General features: G+C 33.9%; 14 protein-coding genes and 1 tRNA gene. 12 read left to right on the plus strand and 3 right to left on the minus strand.

The window, feature by feature from the left end:
- Window positions 1–2 precede the first annotated feature (2 nt).
- The 6 genes from FN795_RS17625 to FN795_RS21460 all read left to right on the plus strand — a co-directional run bounded on the left by FN795_RS17625 (window position 3) and on the right by FN795_RS21460 (window position 6,912).
- Entirely contained in the window at window positions 3–563 is a 561-nt protein-coding gene (locus FN795_RS17625) for a helix-turn-helix domain-containing protein (protein WP_142451852.1), read from the plus strand.
- Between the two features lie 229 nt (window positions 564–792).
- A complete protein-coding gene (locus FN795_RS17630) occupies window positions 793–3,327 on the plus strand; it encodes a heavy metal translocating P-type ATPase (RefSeq protein ID WP_142451853.1) in 2,535 nt (844 codons plus the stop codon).
- Window positions 3,328–3,329: 2 nt separating this feature from the next.
- Complete coding sequence (locus FN795_RS17635) at window positions 3,330–5,570, plus strand: multicopper oxidase family protein (RefSeq protein WP_142451854.1); 2,241 nt, start codon at window positions 3,330–3,332, stop codon at window positions 5,568–5,570.
- Between the two features lie 35 nt (window positions 5,571–5,605).
- Complete coding sequence (locus tag FN795_RS17640) at window positions 5,606–5,938, plus strand: hypothetical protein (RefSeq protein ID WP_142451855.1); 333 nt, start codon at window positions 5,606–5,608, stop codon at window positions 5,936–5,938.
- Entirely contained in the window at window positions 5,935–6,621 is a 687-nt protein-coding gene (locus tag FN795_RS17645; protein WP_142451856.1) for a hypothetical protein, read from the plus strand. Before FN795_RS17640 ends, FN795_RS17645 begins: the two co-directional genes overlap by 4 nt.
- Window positions 6,622–6,750: 129 nt before the next feature.
- Window positions 6,751–6,912: a hypothetical protein gene (locus tag FN795_RS21460; RefSeq protein ID WP_154275325.1), complete on the plus strand. Its 162-nt coding sequence runs from the start codon at window positions 6,751–6,753 to the stop codon at window positions 6,910–6,912.
- A gap of 86 nt (window positions 6,913–6,998) precedes the next feature.
- Here FN795_RS21460 and FN795_RS17650 read toward each other — a convergent pair whose 3' ends face one another.
- Window positions 6,999–7,451 (minus strand): DUF4442 domain-containing protein, encoded by a 453-nt coding sequence (locus FN795_RS17650; protein WP_142451857.1) that lies wholly within the window; start codon window positions 7,449–7,451, stop codon window positions 6,999–7,001.
- Between the two features lie 254 nt (window positions 7,452–7,705).
- Between FN795_RS17650 and FN795_RS17655 the strand changes: the two genes are divergently transcribed.
- From FN795_RS17655 to FN795_RS17675, 5 genes are all read left to right on the plus strand, one after another.
- A complete protein-coding gene (locus tag FN795_RS17655; RefSeq protein ID WP_035650650.1) occupies window positions 7,706–8,161 on the plus strand; it encodes a DUF4870 domain-containing protein in 456 nt (151 codons plus the stop codon).
- Between the two features lie 121 nt (window positions 8,162–8,282).
- The gene (locus FN795_RS17660) at window positions 8,283–8,615 is read left to right on the plus strand and encodes a PadR family transcriptional regulator (protein ID WP_017498072.1); all 333 of its coding nucleotides are present in this window, start codon (window positions 8,283–8,285) and stop codon (window positions 8,613–8,615) included.
- A gap of 3 nt (window positions 8,616–8,618) precedes the next feature.
- The gene (locus tag FN795_RS17665; RefSeq protein ID WP_142451858.1) at window positions 8,619–10,349 is read left to right on the plus strand and encodes a PspC domain-containing protein; all 1,731 of its coding nucleotides are present in this window, start codon (window positions 8,619–8,621) and stop codon (window positions 10,347–10,349) included.
- A gap of 11 nt (window positions 10,350–10,360) precedes the next feature.
- Complete coding sequence (locus tag FN795_RS17670; RefSeq protein ID WP_142451859.1) at window positions 10,361–11,095, plus strand: head GIN domain-containing protein; 735 nt, start codon at window positions 10,361–10,363, stop codon at window positions 11,093–11,095.
- A gap of 86 nt (window positions 11,096–11,181) precedes the next feature.
- Window positions 11,182–12,015, plus strand: a complete 834-nt coding sequence (locus FN795_RS17675; protein ID WP_244290002.1) for a GIN domain-containing protein — start codon at window positions 11,182–11,184, stop codon at window positions 12,013–12,015.
- Window positions 12,016–12,191: 176 nt separating this feature from the next.
- On the opposite strand, the gene trxB is transcribed toward FN795_RS17675, so the two are convergent.
- Window positions 12,192–13,139 (minus strand): thioredoxin-disulfide reductase, encoded by a 948-nt coding sequence (gene trxB / locus FN795_RS17680; protein ID WP_035649832.1) that lies wholly within the window; start codon window positions 13,137–13,139, stop codon window positions 12,192–12,194.
- 177 nt (window positions 13,140–13,316) lie between these two features.
- Here trxB and FN795_RS17685 point away from each other — a divergent pair.
- Window positions 13,317–13,391, plus strand: a tRNA-Pro gene (locus FN795_RS17685).
- A gap of 417 nt (window positions 13,392–13,808) precedes the next feature.
- On the opposite strand, the gene FN795_RS17690 is transcribed toward FN795_RS17685, so the two are convergent.
- A complete protein-coding gene (locus FN795_RS17690) occupies window positions 13,809–15,986 on the minus strand; it encodes a hypothetical protein (RefSeq protein ID WP_142451861.1) in 2,178 nt (725 codons plus the stop codon).
- Between the last annotated feature and the right edge of the window lie 481 nt (window positions 15,987–16,467).

Below are 16,467 nucleotides of genomic sequence, written 5' to 3' on the forward strand. Positions count from 1 at the left end.
ATATGAAGCTCTACATCAAAAACATGGTGTGTGCCCGATGTAAAATGGTTGTGGAGTCTGAGTTTGAAAAACTCGGACTTCCTACTATTTCTGTAGAACTTGGTGAAGTTGAACTTGAACGAGAAATCAGCGATTTTCAAAAAGAAGTTTTGCTTAAAAACCTGCAATCGTTAGGTTTTGATTTATTGGATGACAAAAAAACCAAAACAATAGAGAAGATAAAAAATCTAATTGTCGATTTGGTTCATCATAAAAACAATGATTTAAAGATCAATTTATCAGAATATCTGGCAGAAAACTTAAATCAAGATTATAATTCACTAAGCAATTTATTTTCTGAAATTGAAAATACCACAATCGAAAAGTATTTCATTAGCCAGAAAATCGAAAAAGTCAAAGAATTATTGATTTACAATGAGCTTTCTCTTAGCGAAATCGCCGATATTTTAAATTATAGCAATGTAGCTCACTTGAGCAATCAATTCAAGAAAATTACTGGCTTTACTCCTACTTCGTTTAAGCAATCAAAAGATAAAATGCGTATTCAGATAGAGAATTTGTAATTTTTTTAACCGCAAAGAACGCAAAGATTTACGCAAGGTTCGCAAAGTTATTTTTAAGATAAAGCTTTGCGAACTTTGCGTTTTTTATAAAACCCAGCATATCAAAAATCCTTGCGCCCTTTGCGGTTAAATAAAATTTAGTAAATCTTACAAATCATTCCCAAAATTCTACAAACCGAACTCAGAGATACTTCGGAAATTTGCATTGTAATACTTAAAAACCAATACAATGACTCATCAATATATAATTTCAGGAATGTCTTGCAACGGATGCCGAACCAAAGTCGAAAAAACTTTAAATGAAGTTGAAGGCGTTCAGGCAGAAGTGACTTTGAATCCGCCAACGGCTACGATAACAATGGACAAACATGTTCCGACAGAAAAATTTCAAGAAGTTTTATCTGCAGCGGGAAATTATACTATTGAAATGGATTCTCCGAAAAATCATTCTGAAACAGTTGAAAAATCTTGCCGTTCCGGTCACAAAAAAGAGCATCATAATCATAATAAAATAGAAACTAAAAAAGTGCACCAGCACAGTGCAAATGGTGTTTATTATTGCCCAATGCATTGCGAAGGTGACAAAACATACAACAAACCCGGAGACTGCCCAGTCTGCGGAATGGACTTAGTGCCACAAGTTGCCATAACTGCAACACAATTTACTTGTCCGATGCATCCTGAAATCGTTTCAAATGAACCGGGCGACTGTCCGATTTGCGGAATGGATTTAGTTCCGATGCAAGCTTCAGAAAGCGAAGAAAACAAAACCTATTCTGATTTATTGAAGAAAATGAAAATCGCGATTTTGTTTACGCTTCCTATTTTCATTATTTCAATGTCAGAAATGATTCCTAATAATCCACTTTACAATATAATGTCTATTCAAAAATGGAATTGGGTTCAGTTTTTATTTTCAATTCCAGTTTTGTTTTATGCAGGATGGATGTTTTTTGTTCGTGCTTACAAATCAATTGTGACTTGGAATTTAAACATGTTTACTTTAATTGGAATCGGGACAAGTGTTGCTTTCCTTTTTAGTATTGTCGGAATGTTTTTTCCTGATATTTTCCCTGCCGAATTCAAATCGCATCACGGAACTATTCATTTGTATTTTGAAGCTGTAACAGTAATTATCACTTTAGTTTTATTAGGGCAATTAATGGAAGCCAAAGCTCACGGACAAACTAATGGGGCAATAAAAGAATTATTGAAATTAGCACCAACCGAAGCGACTTTGGTTGAAAATGGAAATGACAAAGTAATCTCGATTCACAATATCAAAAAAGGAAATTTACTTCGCGTTAAACCTGGAGAAAAAATTCCAGTTGACGGAAAAATAACTTCTGGAGAAAGCAATATCGACGAATCGATGATTACGGGAGAACCAATTCCGGTTGACAAAAAAACAGGCGATATCGTGATTTCTGGAACTATAAACGGAACAAAATCTTTCGTAATGATTGCTGAAAAAGTTGGTTCAGAAACGATGCTTTCACAAATTATCCAAATGGTGAATGACGCCAGCAGATCTCGCGCTCCAATTCAGAAATTAGCCGATCGCGTTTCTAAATACTTTGTTCCGACTGTTGTAATTATTTCGGTTTTAACATTCTTTCTTTGGGCAAAATTTGGTCCAGAACCTGCTTACGTTTACGGATTAATTAATGCAATTGCTGTTTTAATTATCGCCTGTCCTTGTGCGCTTGGATTGGCAACTCCGATGTCTGTTATGGTTGGAGTTGGGAAAGGAGCACAAAATGGAATTTTAATCAAAAATGCTGAAGCGCTGGAAAATATGAATAAAATTGATGTTTTAATAACCGATAAAACCGGAACAATTACCGAAGGAAAACCATCAGTCGAAAAAATATATGCCGTAGATAATGACGAAGATTTTCTGCTTAAAAACATTGCTTCGTTAAATCAGCACAGCGAACATCCTTTGGCGCAGGCCGTAGTTAATTTCGCGAAAGCTAAAAATAGTTCATTCAAAGAAGTTCAAGGTTTTGAAACTATTGCAGGAAAAGGTGTTTTAGGAACTATCGAAGGCAAAAAAGTAGCATTAGGAAATAAAAAATTAATGGAAGAAATCGGTGCTTCTATTTCTGAAAACTTAGAAAAACAAGTAACTACTGAACAAAATCTTGGAAAAACTATTTCGTATATTTCTATTGAAAAAGAAGTTTTAGGTTTCGTAGCCATTACAGATGCCATCAAAGAAAACAGCGCAAAAGCCATTAAAGAATTAATCGCTCAAGGCGTTGAAGTTATCATGATGACGGGCGATAATCATAATACGGCAAAAGCCGTTGCCGAACATTTGCATTTAACTTCTTTTAAAGCCGATTGTCTCCCAGAAGATAAATTAAAAGAAATTGAACGTCTTCAAGCACAAGGAAAAGTAGTAGCAATGGCGGGAGATGGAATTAACGATGCGCCTGCTTTGGCTCAATCTAATATTGGAATCGCAATGGGAACAGGAACAGATGTTGCAATCGAAAGCGCTAAAATTACTTTAGTAAAAGGCGATTTAAACGGAATCGTAAAAGCCAAAAACCTCAGCCATGCTGTAATGTCAAATATTAAACAGAATTTATTTTTTGCTTTTATCTACAATACATTGGGCGTGCCAATTGCAGCAGGGATTTTATATCCGTTTTTAGGAATATTGCTTTCGCCGATGTTGGCTGCGGTGGCAATGAGTTTGAGTTCTGTATCCGTAATCGTAAATGCTTTGCGATTGAGAAATTTAAAATTATAATCATGAAATTCAAATATATCCTTATACTTTTCTTAATTGCTTTTCAATTAAAGGCCCAAAAAGTAGTACGTTACGATTTACATGTTCGTGATACGGTTGTGAATTTTTCGGGTAAAGAAAAACGTGCGATTGCTGTAAACGGGCAAATTCCAATGCCGACTCTGACTTTTACCGAAGGTGATATTGCCGAAATTTATGTTCATAACGAATTAAAAAAAGAAACCACTTCAATGCACTGGCATGGATTGTTTCTGCCAAATAAAGAAGACGGAGTTCCATATCTGACGCAAATGCCTATTGAGCCTGGAACAACTCATAAATATACCTTTCCAATCATTCAAAACGGAACCTATTGGTATCACAGTCATTCTGGTCTTCAGGAACAAATTGGTTTATATGGACTTTTTATCATCAATAAGAAAAAAGATGATTCAACGATTAGAAAAGGAATTGACGATTTGCCAACGATTCCAGTAATTTTAAGTGAATGGTCAGATTTAAAACCAGAGAATATTCAGCGAATGCTTCATAATGCCAATGATTGGTTTGCCATCAAAAAAGGAACAACACAAAGTTATGCCGAAGCTATAAAACAAGGACATTTTTCGACCAAAGTGACCAATGAATGGAAACGTATGAACGCGATGGATGTCAGCGATGTTTACTACGAAAAGTTTCTAATTAATGGAAAAAATGAACAACAGTTTTCAGATCTGAAGCCAGGTTCGAAAGTCCGTTTGCGAATTGCCAACGGAGGCGCTTCTAGTTATTTCTGGCTGACTTACGGTGGCGGAAAAATCACAGTTGTAGCTAGCGACGGAAATGATGTTGAACCCATAGAAGTCGATCGTTTGATTATCGCCGTTTCTGAAACGTATGATGTTGTAGTTACGATTCCCGAAGATCATAAATCTTTTCCATTTTTGGCTACAGCAGAAGACAGAACAGGATCTGCATCTTTGTTTTTAGGAAATGGAGAAAAACAGCCCGTTCATCATCTTTCGAAATTAAAATATTTTGAAGGAATGAAAATGATGAACGACATGATGAAAATGAATGGCGAAATGAACGATATGGGCATGAATATGTCTTTAAACAAAATGGATATGAATGCTGTTATGTATCCAGAAATTTCAGGTGAAGATGAAAATTCAAAACCTGCGATGGATCATTCGAATCATAATATGGAAAACATGAAAATGGAAAGTGACAGCACCGAAACCTCCAAAATTGTGACTTTGAATTATGGAATGCTGAAATCTCCTTTCAAAACCAATCTTCCAAAAGATGCTCCTGTTAAAGAATTGCGTTTCACTTTATCTGGAAATATGAATCGCTATGTATGGAGTTTGGATAATAAAGTAGTTTCTGAAACGGATAAAATATTAATTAAAAAAGGAGAAAACGTTCGTATTGTTTTATACAATGGTTCGATGATGCGCCACCCGATGCATTTGCACGGACATGATTTTAGAATTCTGAACGAACATGGAGATTATTCTCCGCTGAAAAATGTAATTGATATTATGCCAATGGAAACTGACACCATCGAATTTCAGGCAAATACAGACGGTGACTGGTTTTTTCACTGTCATATCTTATATCATATGATGGCGGGAATGGGAAGAATTTTCACTTATGAAAATTCTGCGCCAAATCCGTTGATACATCATCCGGAAATGGCTTTCAAGATGTTGAAAATGGATGACCGAATGTTTCATTTTATGGCTGAAAATGATTTTGCTACAAATGGAAATGACGGTGAAGCAATGTTCAGCAATACCAGATGGAGCATCGGAACGGAATGGAGATTGGGTTATAATGACGGGCACGGTTACGAAACCGAAACGCATATTGGAAGATATATCGGAAAAAATCAATGGCTGATGCCTTTTATCGGTTTTGATTGGCGTTATAGGAAAATGGGCATGGACGAACAGGAACAAAATCTTTTTGGACAGAAAAACACTAAAGACAATCGCTCGGTTTTCAGCATCGGAGCTGAATATACTTTGCCAATGCTTATAAAAGCGCAAGTTGAGGTTTATACGGATGGAAATGTGAGAGTTCAATTTGAACGAAAAGATATTCCGCTTTCACAACGACTTCGAATGAATTTAATGTGGAATACGGATAAAGAATATATGGCGGGATTGAAATATATTGTTGCCAGAAACTTTGGAATTACGACGCATTATGACAGTGATATGGGAATTGGGTTTGGGGTTAATTTGAATTATTAATATTATATTAGCATAGAAATTTATTCGATTACTATATGTTTGGTGAACCTCATTTTATTGCGCTATTACAATACAAAAGTACCGAAGAAGGCGGCCGAAAAACTGCCGCAAGCTCTGGATACAGACCACACATAAAGTTTTCATTTGATGAATATATGACTTCTGGAATTCAGACTTTTCTTGGTACAGAAATTGTGCTTCCAGGCGAATCTATTTCTGCAATAATCCGCATTTTATCTGCTGAATATTTTGAAGGCAAACTTTATGAGAATTTAGAGTTTGATTTTCGAGAAGGCACACACATTGTCGGAACAGGAAAAATAACTAAAATTTTAGACTCAAAACTAGACCGCAATTTTCAAAAATGAAAAAAATATTTTTCTTGTGTATAATACTTTCGCAAATAAATGCCTTTGCTCAATTTGCAGTAATAAAAGATAATGATGGATATGCAAACATTAGAAATGAAGCTTCAAAAGGAAATAACATTTCAGACCGATTAAATAACGGTTTTGTGGTGTATTGTTTCGAACCAAAAAACAATTGGATCAACATTGATTATTCCAAAAACAATAAAGACAGAAATGGTTATTTGTACAAAGATAGAGTTCAATATTTATCTGAATTTACAGTTATTCCATTAGTCCAAGAAACTAAAAATCAGGTTATTTTCAAGAAAAATGGTCTTGATATCACTATTGAAAGCAAAATTTTTGAATCAAATTCAGCAAAATTAACTTTTCTTGAAAAAGACAAATCTATACTTAAAAAAATTAATGGAAAAGATTTTTGGGGAACTGATGGAGGGATTCCAAAAAAGACTTATAAAAGCATAACTGTAGTGATTGACAACAAGACTATTGAACTTCCTAAAAATTCTTTTGATGATTTGTTCGAACCTAGTCTTTATAACACTAAAATTAATTACGACAAAAAGAACGATATCTTATATATCACATCCAGTAATAGTGACGGAGCTGGAGGTTATGAAATTGTTTGGATTATAGAAAAAGGAAAATATAAAGAACGAAAAATTACTTTTGGTTTTTAAGTTCTCTAACTTTTTAAGTCTGATTTTTTTTACAAAAACATTAACTAAATTGTAAGAATCAACCTTAAGAAATGTTCCTATATTTGATTCACCAATTACAATCCTCTAACAAAAATAAATTAAATCAAAATGACAAAAGTTATTACAATCGTTACTGTTGCTTTATTTACAATTGGCGTGAATGCTCAAGATACTGCACCTGCTAAAAAAGAAAAAGCAAAAAAAGAATCATGCTGTAAAAAAACTTCAACAGATAAGAAAGACAAAAAATCTTGTTGCGTTAAAAAATAATTGAAACTTGATTTCAACAAAAAAGACCTCAAGAATATTGAGGTCTTTTTTTTATATAAAAATTCGTGAATTCGTGGCCATATCACCTATTTCAATCGAACACTCCATTCAAAATCCATTTCAGAAACCTGAATTCCTTCTTCATTTGTTCCGATAGATTTCATCCAAAATGTCTGTCCTTCTCCAGTTTCAATAGTTCTTTGAATCGCTTCAGCAATTAAATGTCCGTCGTTGCAGACAAAAGTGATTCTTCCCGTTGCTTTTTTAGTAAAGTTTCCTTTATTGTTGGCAACCAACATGGAGATTTTTCGGCCACTTTCCTGAATTTGAGAAATAACCAAAGCCCCTGTTGTCAACTCTGCCGCCATTGCCTGAACAGCAAAATACATAGAATTAAAAGGATTTTGATTAATCCATCGATGTTTGACACTTACAATACAACTGTCTTTATCGATAGCTTTTACACGTACCCCGCAAAAGTATGCTGATGGTAATTTGAACAATACAAATTTGTTGAGTTTGGAAACTGAAACTGCCATGTGATATATTTTTTTAGTAAAAATACAAAAAAACTATGCACGCACAATAAATTTACTATACTTTCCTAAAACCTCAATAAAACAAGGCATTACAAATGGTTTTCAATGAATAAAACTACAAATTCAAATCTTAAACTTGTTAAAATTTTGTTAATATTTGGTACTATGCAAAACAAGATACTGTTTTTTAGACATATATTTGCATAAGAAAATACTATATACTTTTAATCATGGAAACAACAACACCACTCATCATGGAAACAACATCAGAAAGAAACACATCAGCGTTTACACATTTAAGTACATTAAGTCAGTACATTATTCCTTTTGGGAATTATATTTTCCCAATCATCATTTGGTCGAGCTACAAAGACAAATCAGAATTTGTAAATCACCACGGAAAACAGACGTTGAATTTTCAATTGAGTTTATTGCTTTATACTTTGGTTTTAGCCTTAATCGCAATTCCGATTTTCGTATCAGTAGTTTTGCAAAACATTCCGATGGAAGCTGTTTTTAACGACGAAGATTTCGTAATCAGAAATTTCAATTTTCAAGGAAACATTGCCTTATTAAGTATCGGCGCGACAGCTGTTTTACTTTTTGGATTGCTAAAATTTGTTGAATTCTTTTTAGTGATTTATGCTTCGATAAAAGCTTCAAACGGAGAATTATACAATTATCCGCTTACGATTCCTTTTATAAAGTAACACTTCGACTTCGCTCAGTGTGACACAAAAAAATTAAAAGATTATAGACACAATCAATCATCAATCAATCATCATCAATCAAAAAACGAATTGTTCAATCTAAAAAAAACAAAATGAAATTATGAACATTGAAAACACAAAAGCACAGATGCGCAAAGGTGTTCTTGAGTTTTGCATCTTATCAGTATTAAAAGAGAAAGACGCATATACATCTGAAATATTAGACACTTTAAAAAACGCAAAATTACTAGTTGTAGAAGGAACCGTTTATCCGTTGTTAACTAGATTGAAAAATGACGGTTTACTAAATTATCGCTGGGAAGAATCGACCTCAGGGCCGCCACGAAAATATTATGGATTAACCGAGATAGGACAAACTTTTTTAAACGAACTTAGCGGCACTTGGACAGAATTATCTGACGCCGTAAAACTAATCACCAATCAAAATCAATAAGTCATGAACAAAACAGTAAATATTAACTTAGGCGGTATGTTTTTTCACATCGATGAAGATGCATATTTAAAATTGACACGCTATTTTGACGCTATAAAACGATCATTGAACAATTCGTCTGGACAAGATGAAATTATTAAAGACATCGAAATGCGCGTTTCTGAATTATTAACAGAAAAACAAAAAAGCGAAAAACATGTTGTTGGTTTAAAAGACGTTGACGAAGTGATTGCGGTGATGGGCCAACCTGAAGATTACCGAATTGAAGATGAAGAAAGCCAAAATCAATCTTTCAATAATTACGGTGGAAGACAGCATAAAAAATTATACCGTGACAAAGAAAAAGGTATGATTGGCGGTGTTGCAACTGGTTTAGGACATTATTTTGGAATTGATGCCGTTTGGATCAAAATCATATTCTTAATCTTTGTTTTTGCAGGTTTTGGAACTGGAATCTTAGCTTACTTCGTACTTTGGATCGTAACTCCTGAAGCGGTAACAACTTCAGAAAAACTGGAAATGACTGGAGAACCAGTTACGATTTCAAACATCGAAAAAAAAGTACGTGAAGAAATTGATTCATTATCTGAAAAATTCAAAAATGCAGATTATGACAAAATGGGAAACCAGGTAAAGTCGGGAGCTGAGAGAATAAGTAGTTCATTTGGAGACTTTGTCATGACGGTTTTTAAAATCTTTGCTAAATTTTTAGGTGTAATTCTAATCATGGCGGGAATCACTACTCTAATCCTTTTATTAATTGGAGTATTTACTTTAGGAACAAATGTTTTTATTGATTTCCCTTGGCAAAACTTTATTGAAGCAGGAAACTTTACAGAATATCCTATTTGGTCTTTTGGTTTATTGATGCTTTTTGCAGTTGGAATTCCATTTTTCTTCTTGACATTGTTAGGGTTTAAATTGTTATCTCCAAATTTGAAATCAATCGGAAATATTACAAAATATACTTTGCTTGCCATCTGGATTATTGCTGTTGCAATTGCAATCAGCATCGGAATTAAACAAGCGACTGAAATATCTTATGATAACAAAACAGTTGAGAAGAAATCATTGAACATTACATCAAAAGATACTCTTTATGTAAAATTCAGATACAACGATTATTATGCTAAGGATTTAAATCATCATCATGAATTTACATTCGTACAAGATTCTGCAAACAACAACTTGATTTATTCTAATGATGTTCGTTTACATGTTTTATACACTGACAATGCTTCTCCTTACTTACAAATTGAAAAAAGTGCAAGAGGGAATTCATTTTCAAGTGCAAAGAAAAGAGCTGAAAAAATCAATTACGGTATTCAGATTAATGGAAATCATTTAATTTTGGATAATTATTTTCTGACAGATGTAAAAAATAAGTTCAGAGGACAAGAAGTTGATGTATATTTGTACTTGCCAGAAGGGCAATTATTTAAGCCAGATTCTTCAGTACAAGATTACGACGATTCTGAAAATGATTTCTTCAACCTGCACTTTAGCGGAGATTACAATTACAAAGTTGAAGGTTCAAAAATAAAATGTTTAAACTGCCCTGCAGAAGAGAACGAATATAATGATGGAGATTATGATAGTGACGAAAACACTATTGAGAATGACACTGTAAAGGAAGTTTCGATTAAAATTAACGGAAAAGAAGTTTTAAACGGAAAAAAAACCAAAGGAAAATTAACCACTGATAAAAACGGAGTTATAATTAAAATCAACTAATAACTAAGGCCATGATCAAAATAATCATTCATATTACAAAATTTATTATTGCAACTGTTACCGCATTATTGTTTGCTTCTTGCAACTTTAATTTGAATACAGTTGAAGGAAGCGGACATGTAACAACTGAAAAAAGAATTGTTCAGGGAGATTTCAAAAAAGTATCTGTAAGCAATGCGATTGATTTAGTAATCGTACAGTCTGATTCAACTGAAATTGTTGTTGAAGCTGATGATAATTTACAAAAAGAAATCATTACAAAAGTTGAAAACGGAACATTAGTAATTAGCTGTAAATTCAGTTCATTCAGAAATGTTACGACTAAAAAAGTTACAGTAAAAATGCCGGTTATTGATAAGCTTGAAGCTTCGAGCGCTGCAACGGTACAAAGCAAAAATGTAATTCAGTCACAGGATATCGATTTAGAAACTTCAAGCGCAGCAACTATGACTGTTAATGTAGAATCTGACAATATTTCGGCAGAATCTGGAAGCGGGAGTTCTATTTCGGTTGAAGGAAAAGCATTAAAAATCAAAACTTCAGCATCTAGCGGTTCTAATATTAATGCAGAAAAATTATTAGCAAACGAAGTTCATGCAGAAGCTTCAAGCGGAGGAAGTGTAAATGTGCATCCGATTGTAAGTCTTAAAGCAGAAGCATCAAGCGGAGGAAGCATCAATTACGACTCAACTCCTAAGACTGTTGAAAAAAGTTCAAATTCTGGCGGAAGCATCAGTCAGGGATAGTCAATATTTATGTGTTAAATATAAAAGAAATCATTCATCAAAAGTGGATGATTTTTTTATATTTGTCAAAATCAAATCTAGAATTAATGAAAAAAAATACTGCCCTGGTTCTGTTACTATTAGTTACAACATTAACTTTTGCACAAAGAAGAGAAAAAATAAAAGGAACTAAAATCGTTACAACATCAATAAAAGAAGTTGGAAGTTTTGACGGCCTTGAAGTAGATGACAATCTGGAAGTTTATTTGGAACGCGGAGAAAAAAATGAAATCAAAATTGAAGCCGACGATAATCTTCATGATATTGTTGCGATGGATTTAAGAGATAAAACCCTGCGTTTATATACTTCAAAAGAAAGTACAATTTTCAAAAAACTTTCTGTACGTGTTACTTACACTGGAACATTAAATAAAGTAATTGCAAAGAACGAGGCAATTATTTACGCCATTCAGGAACTTAAATTAGATGATATTACTTTTAACAGCGTAGATTATTCGAAGTTATTTTTAAATGTAAATGCAAAAAAATTCGGCTTAGTTGCAGATGACAAATCCAGATCTGAAATAAATCTGAAAGCAGAAGAAGCTACTATTCAATTAAGCAAAAATGCGGGATTGAAATCTTTAGTTTCTGCAATCAAATTTAAATGTGATTTATACCAAAAATCAAATGCTGCAATTGAAGGAATTGCTGAAAAAGCAACTATTCGTTTGGATAATAATTCGGTTTTCACTGGAACAAAGTTTACTATGAAAGATGCTAATATTACAGCTGAAAGTTATTCTACCGGAAGTATTTTAGCCGAAACTACTATTTCAATCGCAGTTGGAGACAAAGCTGAACTTTCTTTATTTGGAAACCCAACTATACAATTGACACGCTTTTCTGAAGAAGCAAAATTGATTAAGAAGCTTAAATAATTTTGTTTCATGTTTCATGTTTCAAGTTTCAAGTTTCAAGTTTGAAATAAAAATGTCAATATTAAAACTAAAAAATCCCAATCTAACTTTAGATTGGGATTTTTTTATGGTAAAGTTTTAAGCCTTCCAATAACTTGAAACCTGAAACTTGAAACTTTTAACTTTTAACTTTCAACTTATTCCTTAGAAGCCAAATATCTTTCAGCATCCAAAGCAGCCATACATCCTGTACCTGCAGCAGTAATAGCTTGGCGGTATACATGATCGGCAGCATCTCCAGCTACAAAAACACCTGCAACATTTGTATTAGATGTTCCTGGAGTGTTTATAATATAACCTGTTTCATCAAGAGTGATGTAATCTTTAAAAATGTCTGTATTTGGTTTGTGTCCAATTGCTACGAAGAAACCAGTTGCAGGAATTTCGATAACTTCTCCAGTAGTTTTATTTAATGCTTTAATAGCATGAACTACTTGATTATCACCAACAACTTCAACGGTATCGTGATTCATTAAGATTTCGATATTCTCTGTTTTGCGAACACGTTCTTCCATGATTTTTGAAGCTCTGAATTTTTCGCTTCTTACTAACATTGTCACTTTTTTACAAAGTTTAGATAGATAATGTGCTTCTTCACAAGCAGAATCTCCAGCTCCAACAATTACAACTTCTTGATTTCTATAGAAGAATCCGTCACAAACAGCACAAGCAGAAACTCCTCCACCCATATTCAAATAATGCTGCTCTGATGGTAATCCTAAATATTTCGCTGAAGCTCCTGTCGAAATAATAACAGTTTCACAGTGTAACTCGATTGAATCATTGATCCAAACTTTATGAATATCTCCTGAAAAATCAACTTTTGTAGCCCAGCCATCACGAATATCAGCGCCAAAACGTTTTGCTTGTTCTTGTAACTGAATCATCATTTCTGGTCCGGTAACACCATCAACATAACCTGGGAAATTTTCTACCTCATTAGTTGTAGTTAATTGACCTCCTGGCTGCATTCCTTGATATAATACTGGATTCATGTTAGCTCTGGCTGCATAAATAGCTGCAGTATAACCTGCGGGGCCAGAACCTATAATAAGGCATTTAATTTTTTCGATTGTATCTGACATAATGTGAATAGTTTTTTTGTGATGCAAATGTAAACTTTATTATAAAAAATATGGGCGAAAATAAATCCGAAATAACTATGTTCAAATAAGTTTTATTTATTTTCATTTTTTTCTTTTGTAAACAAAATTTATTTATATCTTTGCATCCGCTTTCGGGCAGTACAACAAATACATCTTCGGGGTGTAGCGTAGCCCGGTTATCGCGCCTGCTTTGGGAGCAGGAGGCCGCAGGTTCGAATCCTGCCACCCCGACAAAAGTCTTTTCATTTACTTGGAAAGACTTTTTTTTGCAATAAACTGAACTATAAAATTATAGCATAGAATGGTTATCTCGTTCCGATTGAGATCAGGAAGCCCGCAGGTTCTCCCGAAAGCTTTCGGGACTGCCACCCCGACAAAAGTCTTTTCATTTACTTGGAAAGACTTTTTTTTTTGCAATAAACTGAACTATAAAATTATAGCATAGAATGGTTATCTCGTCCCGATTGAGATCAGGAAGCCCGCAGGTTCTCCCGAAAGCTTTCGGGACTGCCACCTCGACAAAAGTCTTTTCATTTACTTGAAAAGACTTTTTTTGCAATAAACTGAAAACCAAATATCATTGTTCAATTGTAAAAAAAAAGCCCACAGTTGAAACCGCAGGCTATACTAAAAAATATTATATTTTATTTATTTCTCCATTTTAATATAAGCAGGATACGATTCATTACTTGGTAAAACAAATTCTTCATCAAAAGGCTGCGTTCCTGATCCATTATTGTATAATACTACACGCTTAACACCTGTTGCTGTAGTCCCTCCTTCGCTATTAATAACATTTTGAATATTTCCTGAACCTGCAAAACGAGTGGTACACATTTTTTCGAGTTTCACATTTGAGCTGTTCGGAATTTCAAAACCATTTTTCTTGTTTACATTTCCATCGGTTCCTGTCATAACAGCATAAGATCCCATTCCTATACTATGATGTTCTTTAACAGTATTAGCGACTTTGAATGCTGCATAACCATCAACTTTTCCGTTTTGACTACTCCAGTTTGCTTGATTTGGCGCATCGTATGGTGGTTCGTTTTGAAAGAAATAAGTTCTTCCTCGTTCACCCAACCATAACACTTCATATTCCTGAAAATGCTCAACAAATAATCCATAAAGCGTAACATCGTTACCGGTAACAATAAGTCCGTTTTTACATCTGTCTCTTGTCCATCTTGCAGCACCGCCTTTTTGCGAACCATGATCAGCACGCCAAAGCCAAAAGTGATCTCCAACAACATTGTTGCTATTTATTTGCATCGAAGCTTGTATCTGAATATTTTTCGATTGAACTCCACCTACTCTACATGTAATATCAGTTAGCAGAATTGAATCTGCAGAATGATCAACCTTTGCTCCTTCATTGCCAATTCTAATTTGATAAGTTGTGCTATTGAAAGAATCCATAAGAAGACCAGCAATGATAATTCCATCTTTGTCATCAGCATAAATACATCCCCAAGTATTTTTTTCAGTAGGCTCCAATGTTACTGAAGCTATACCAGCACCTAAAAGTATTGCATCTTTTCTATTTACCTGAATTGGAGCATTCAGCGAATAATGTCCTGGCGTGAAAAATATATTTTTACCAGCTTTCAAAGCATTATTAATATCTACATCAGTATCACCTTCTTTAGTAACATACCATTCCGTAACCAAATCCTGGATTTTACCTTTACCTATATCTGCTGATGACCATGAAACTCCCACTCTATCTTTTTGCCAATCCGGAACAAACACTTTGTACTCGCCATCTTTATCTATAAAAAGAAAAGGTTTTTCTCTAATAATAGGTGTCGTAGGAACTGGCGAGTTCTTCTCATCTGCCTGTGGAGGATTTACACACCCTTGCCAAACCATATTATACGACCCTCCCATAGCGCCAGAGCCAGAAGGAAAAACAGTATTTCTCGTATACCATTGTTGCTGTCCTGCCCAATTTGGCCTTGTCGTTGTATAATGTGTATCAGCAATAAAACCACCACTGCCCCAAAAATTAGTATTTCCAATATCTGAAATATATTTTGAGGTACTTTCAATTAGCATTCTTCGTGCGCTCGTTGACTGAGAAACGGTCCAGGAAAAATCGCGCATTACTTCAACATTTTCAACAGACCGCCAAAAAGTACAAGTAGCGTTTGCGCCACCTGAAAGATGAGGTCTTGTAAATATAGCACCCAATTTCACATCTGACGGAACTCTTCCTAAACCTCCAATATGAGAATAAAAACCTAATTCAATTGCATTAGCTTCAGCCGATGACGCAGAACCTGATCCTCCAACATCATAGGTCTGACCATTAACATTCGCTTTAAAATAATAAGCCTGACGTTTTGTTGTCCACTCACCATTTGCACCACCTAAACCAATAGTAGCAAATTGCGAATTAATTTCGTTTCGTGCTGTTTCTGCTTTTTCGTGTTTTCTGTCGTAGAAATACATGTTGTCACCAAAAATCTGATTCTCTAATGAAATTATTATCGTTATTTCGTTACGCGTAACTTTGTAATAATTTTCATATTTATCTTGGTTTGGCTTATTATCTGTGAATGTCAATTTAGAAGTCGAGCCAACCGAAACAAAATCCGACGCCAGGCGACTTCCTCCTCTGGTAATGATATAATTCCCGGAAGTCCCAAAAGCTGTCCACGACAATGTGATGTTGTGTTTCTTTTTATTATACTCAATTTTGTGCTCTATTTTCTGCTCGCTTTTCCCATCAACTGAAAAGGGCGAAACGAAACTGCATAAAATCAGTATAAATATGAATCCTGCAAATACTGAAATCGCTTTTTTACTCTTAAGAATGTTCATTTTTGTGGTTTAATAGTTTGTAATAATAGTAGTTTTTAAAGAATCCAAAATAGCGATAATCTTTAACCTGAAAGTCCATTTTTACTCTCATTTTTCTTATCAAAAACTATACAAAGTCAACGTTTCTTGGCACAAATAAACCCTTTACAATATTTTCATTCGTTTCCGAAGGATTTTGTTAGCCAACAAAAATTAGAAAATGAATAATCTAAATGATGAATGCTTCATATAATAGAAAAACCACTTTCAATTTATGTCAACATTTAAATTTTAAAATGAGATCGTTTCTCGAAGGCAAAATTAGATTCCTAACTTTTTAAAGCAATAGTATCAACTAAATTGATCAAAATTAAATTGACAATTCTATTTATAACTAAAAATAATTTGTTCCGAAGACCTATGAAACCACGAATAAACAACGTTTCTTAAATGTTAACAAAATAGATTTTCAAAAACCATAAATAATTGTATTTTTACGGTT

The sequence above is a fragment of the Flavobacterium resistens genome (assembly GCF_900182645.1).
GTDB lineage: Bacteria > Bacteroidota > Bacteroidia > Flavobacteriales > Flavobacteriaceae > Flavobacterium > Flavobacterium resistens.

What these genes read in the sequence shown, in the direction of transcription:
- trxB (WP_035649832.1), bottom strand. Translation starts at nt 13,139, where the DNA reads ATGTCAGATACAATCGAAAAAATTAAATGCCTTATTATAGGTTCTGGC.
- FN795_RS17675 (WP_244290002.1), top strand. Translation starts at nt 11,182, where the DNA reads ATGAAAAAAAATACTGCCCTGGTTCTGTTACTATTAGTTACAACATTA.
- FN795_RS17665 (WP_142451858.1), top strand. Translation starts at nt 8,619, where the DNA reads ATGAACAAAACAGTAAATATTAACTTAGGCGGTATGTTTTTTCACATC.
- FN795_RS17640 (WP_142451855.1), top strand. Translation starts at nt 5,606, where the DNA reads ATGTTTGGTGAACCTCATTTTATTGCGCTATTACAATACAAAAGTACC.
- FN795_RS17625 (WP_142451852.1), top strand. Translation starts at nt 3, where the DNA reads ATGAAGCTCTACATCAAAAACATGGTGTGTGCCCGATGTAAAATGGTT.
- FN795_RS17690 (WP_142451861.1), bottom strand. Translation starts at nt 15,986, where the DNA reads ATGAACATTCTTAAGAGTAAAAAAGCGATTTCAGTATTTGCAGGATTC.
- FN795_RS21460 (WP_154275325.1), top strand. Translation starts at nt 6,751, where the DNA reads ATGACAAAAGTTATTACAATCGTTACTGTTGCTTTATTTACAATTGGC.
- FN795_RS17630 (WP_142451853.1), top strand. Translation starts at nt 793, where the DNA reads ATGACTCATCAATATATAATTTCAGGAATGTCTTGCAACGGATGCCGA.
- FN795_RS17655 (WP_035650650.1), top strand. Translation starts at nt 7,706, where the DNA reads ATGGAAACAACATCAGAAAGAAACACATCAGCGTTTACACATTTAAGT.
- FN795_RS17645 (WP_142451856.1), top strand. Translation starts at nt 5,935, where the DNA reads ATGAAAAAAATATTTTTCTTGTGTATAATACTTTCGCAAATAAATGCC.
- FN795_RS17635 (WP_142451854.1), top strand. Translation starts at nt 3,330, where the DNA reads ATGAAATTCAAATATATCCTTATACTTTTCTTAATTGCTTTTCAATTA.
- FN795_RS17660 (WP_017498072.1), top strand. Translation starts at nt 8,283, where the DNA reads ATGAACATTGAAAACACAAAAGCACAGATGCGCAAAGGTGTTCTTGAG.
- FN795_RS17670 (WP_142451859.1), top strand. Translation starts at nt 10,361, where the DNA reads ATGATCAAAATAATCATTCATATTACAAAATTTATTATTGCAACTGTT.
- FN795_RS17650 (WP_142451857.1), bottom strand. Translation starts at nt 7,451, where the DNA reads ATGGCAGTTTCAGTTTCCAAACTCAACAAATTTGTATTGTTCAAATTA.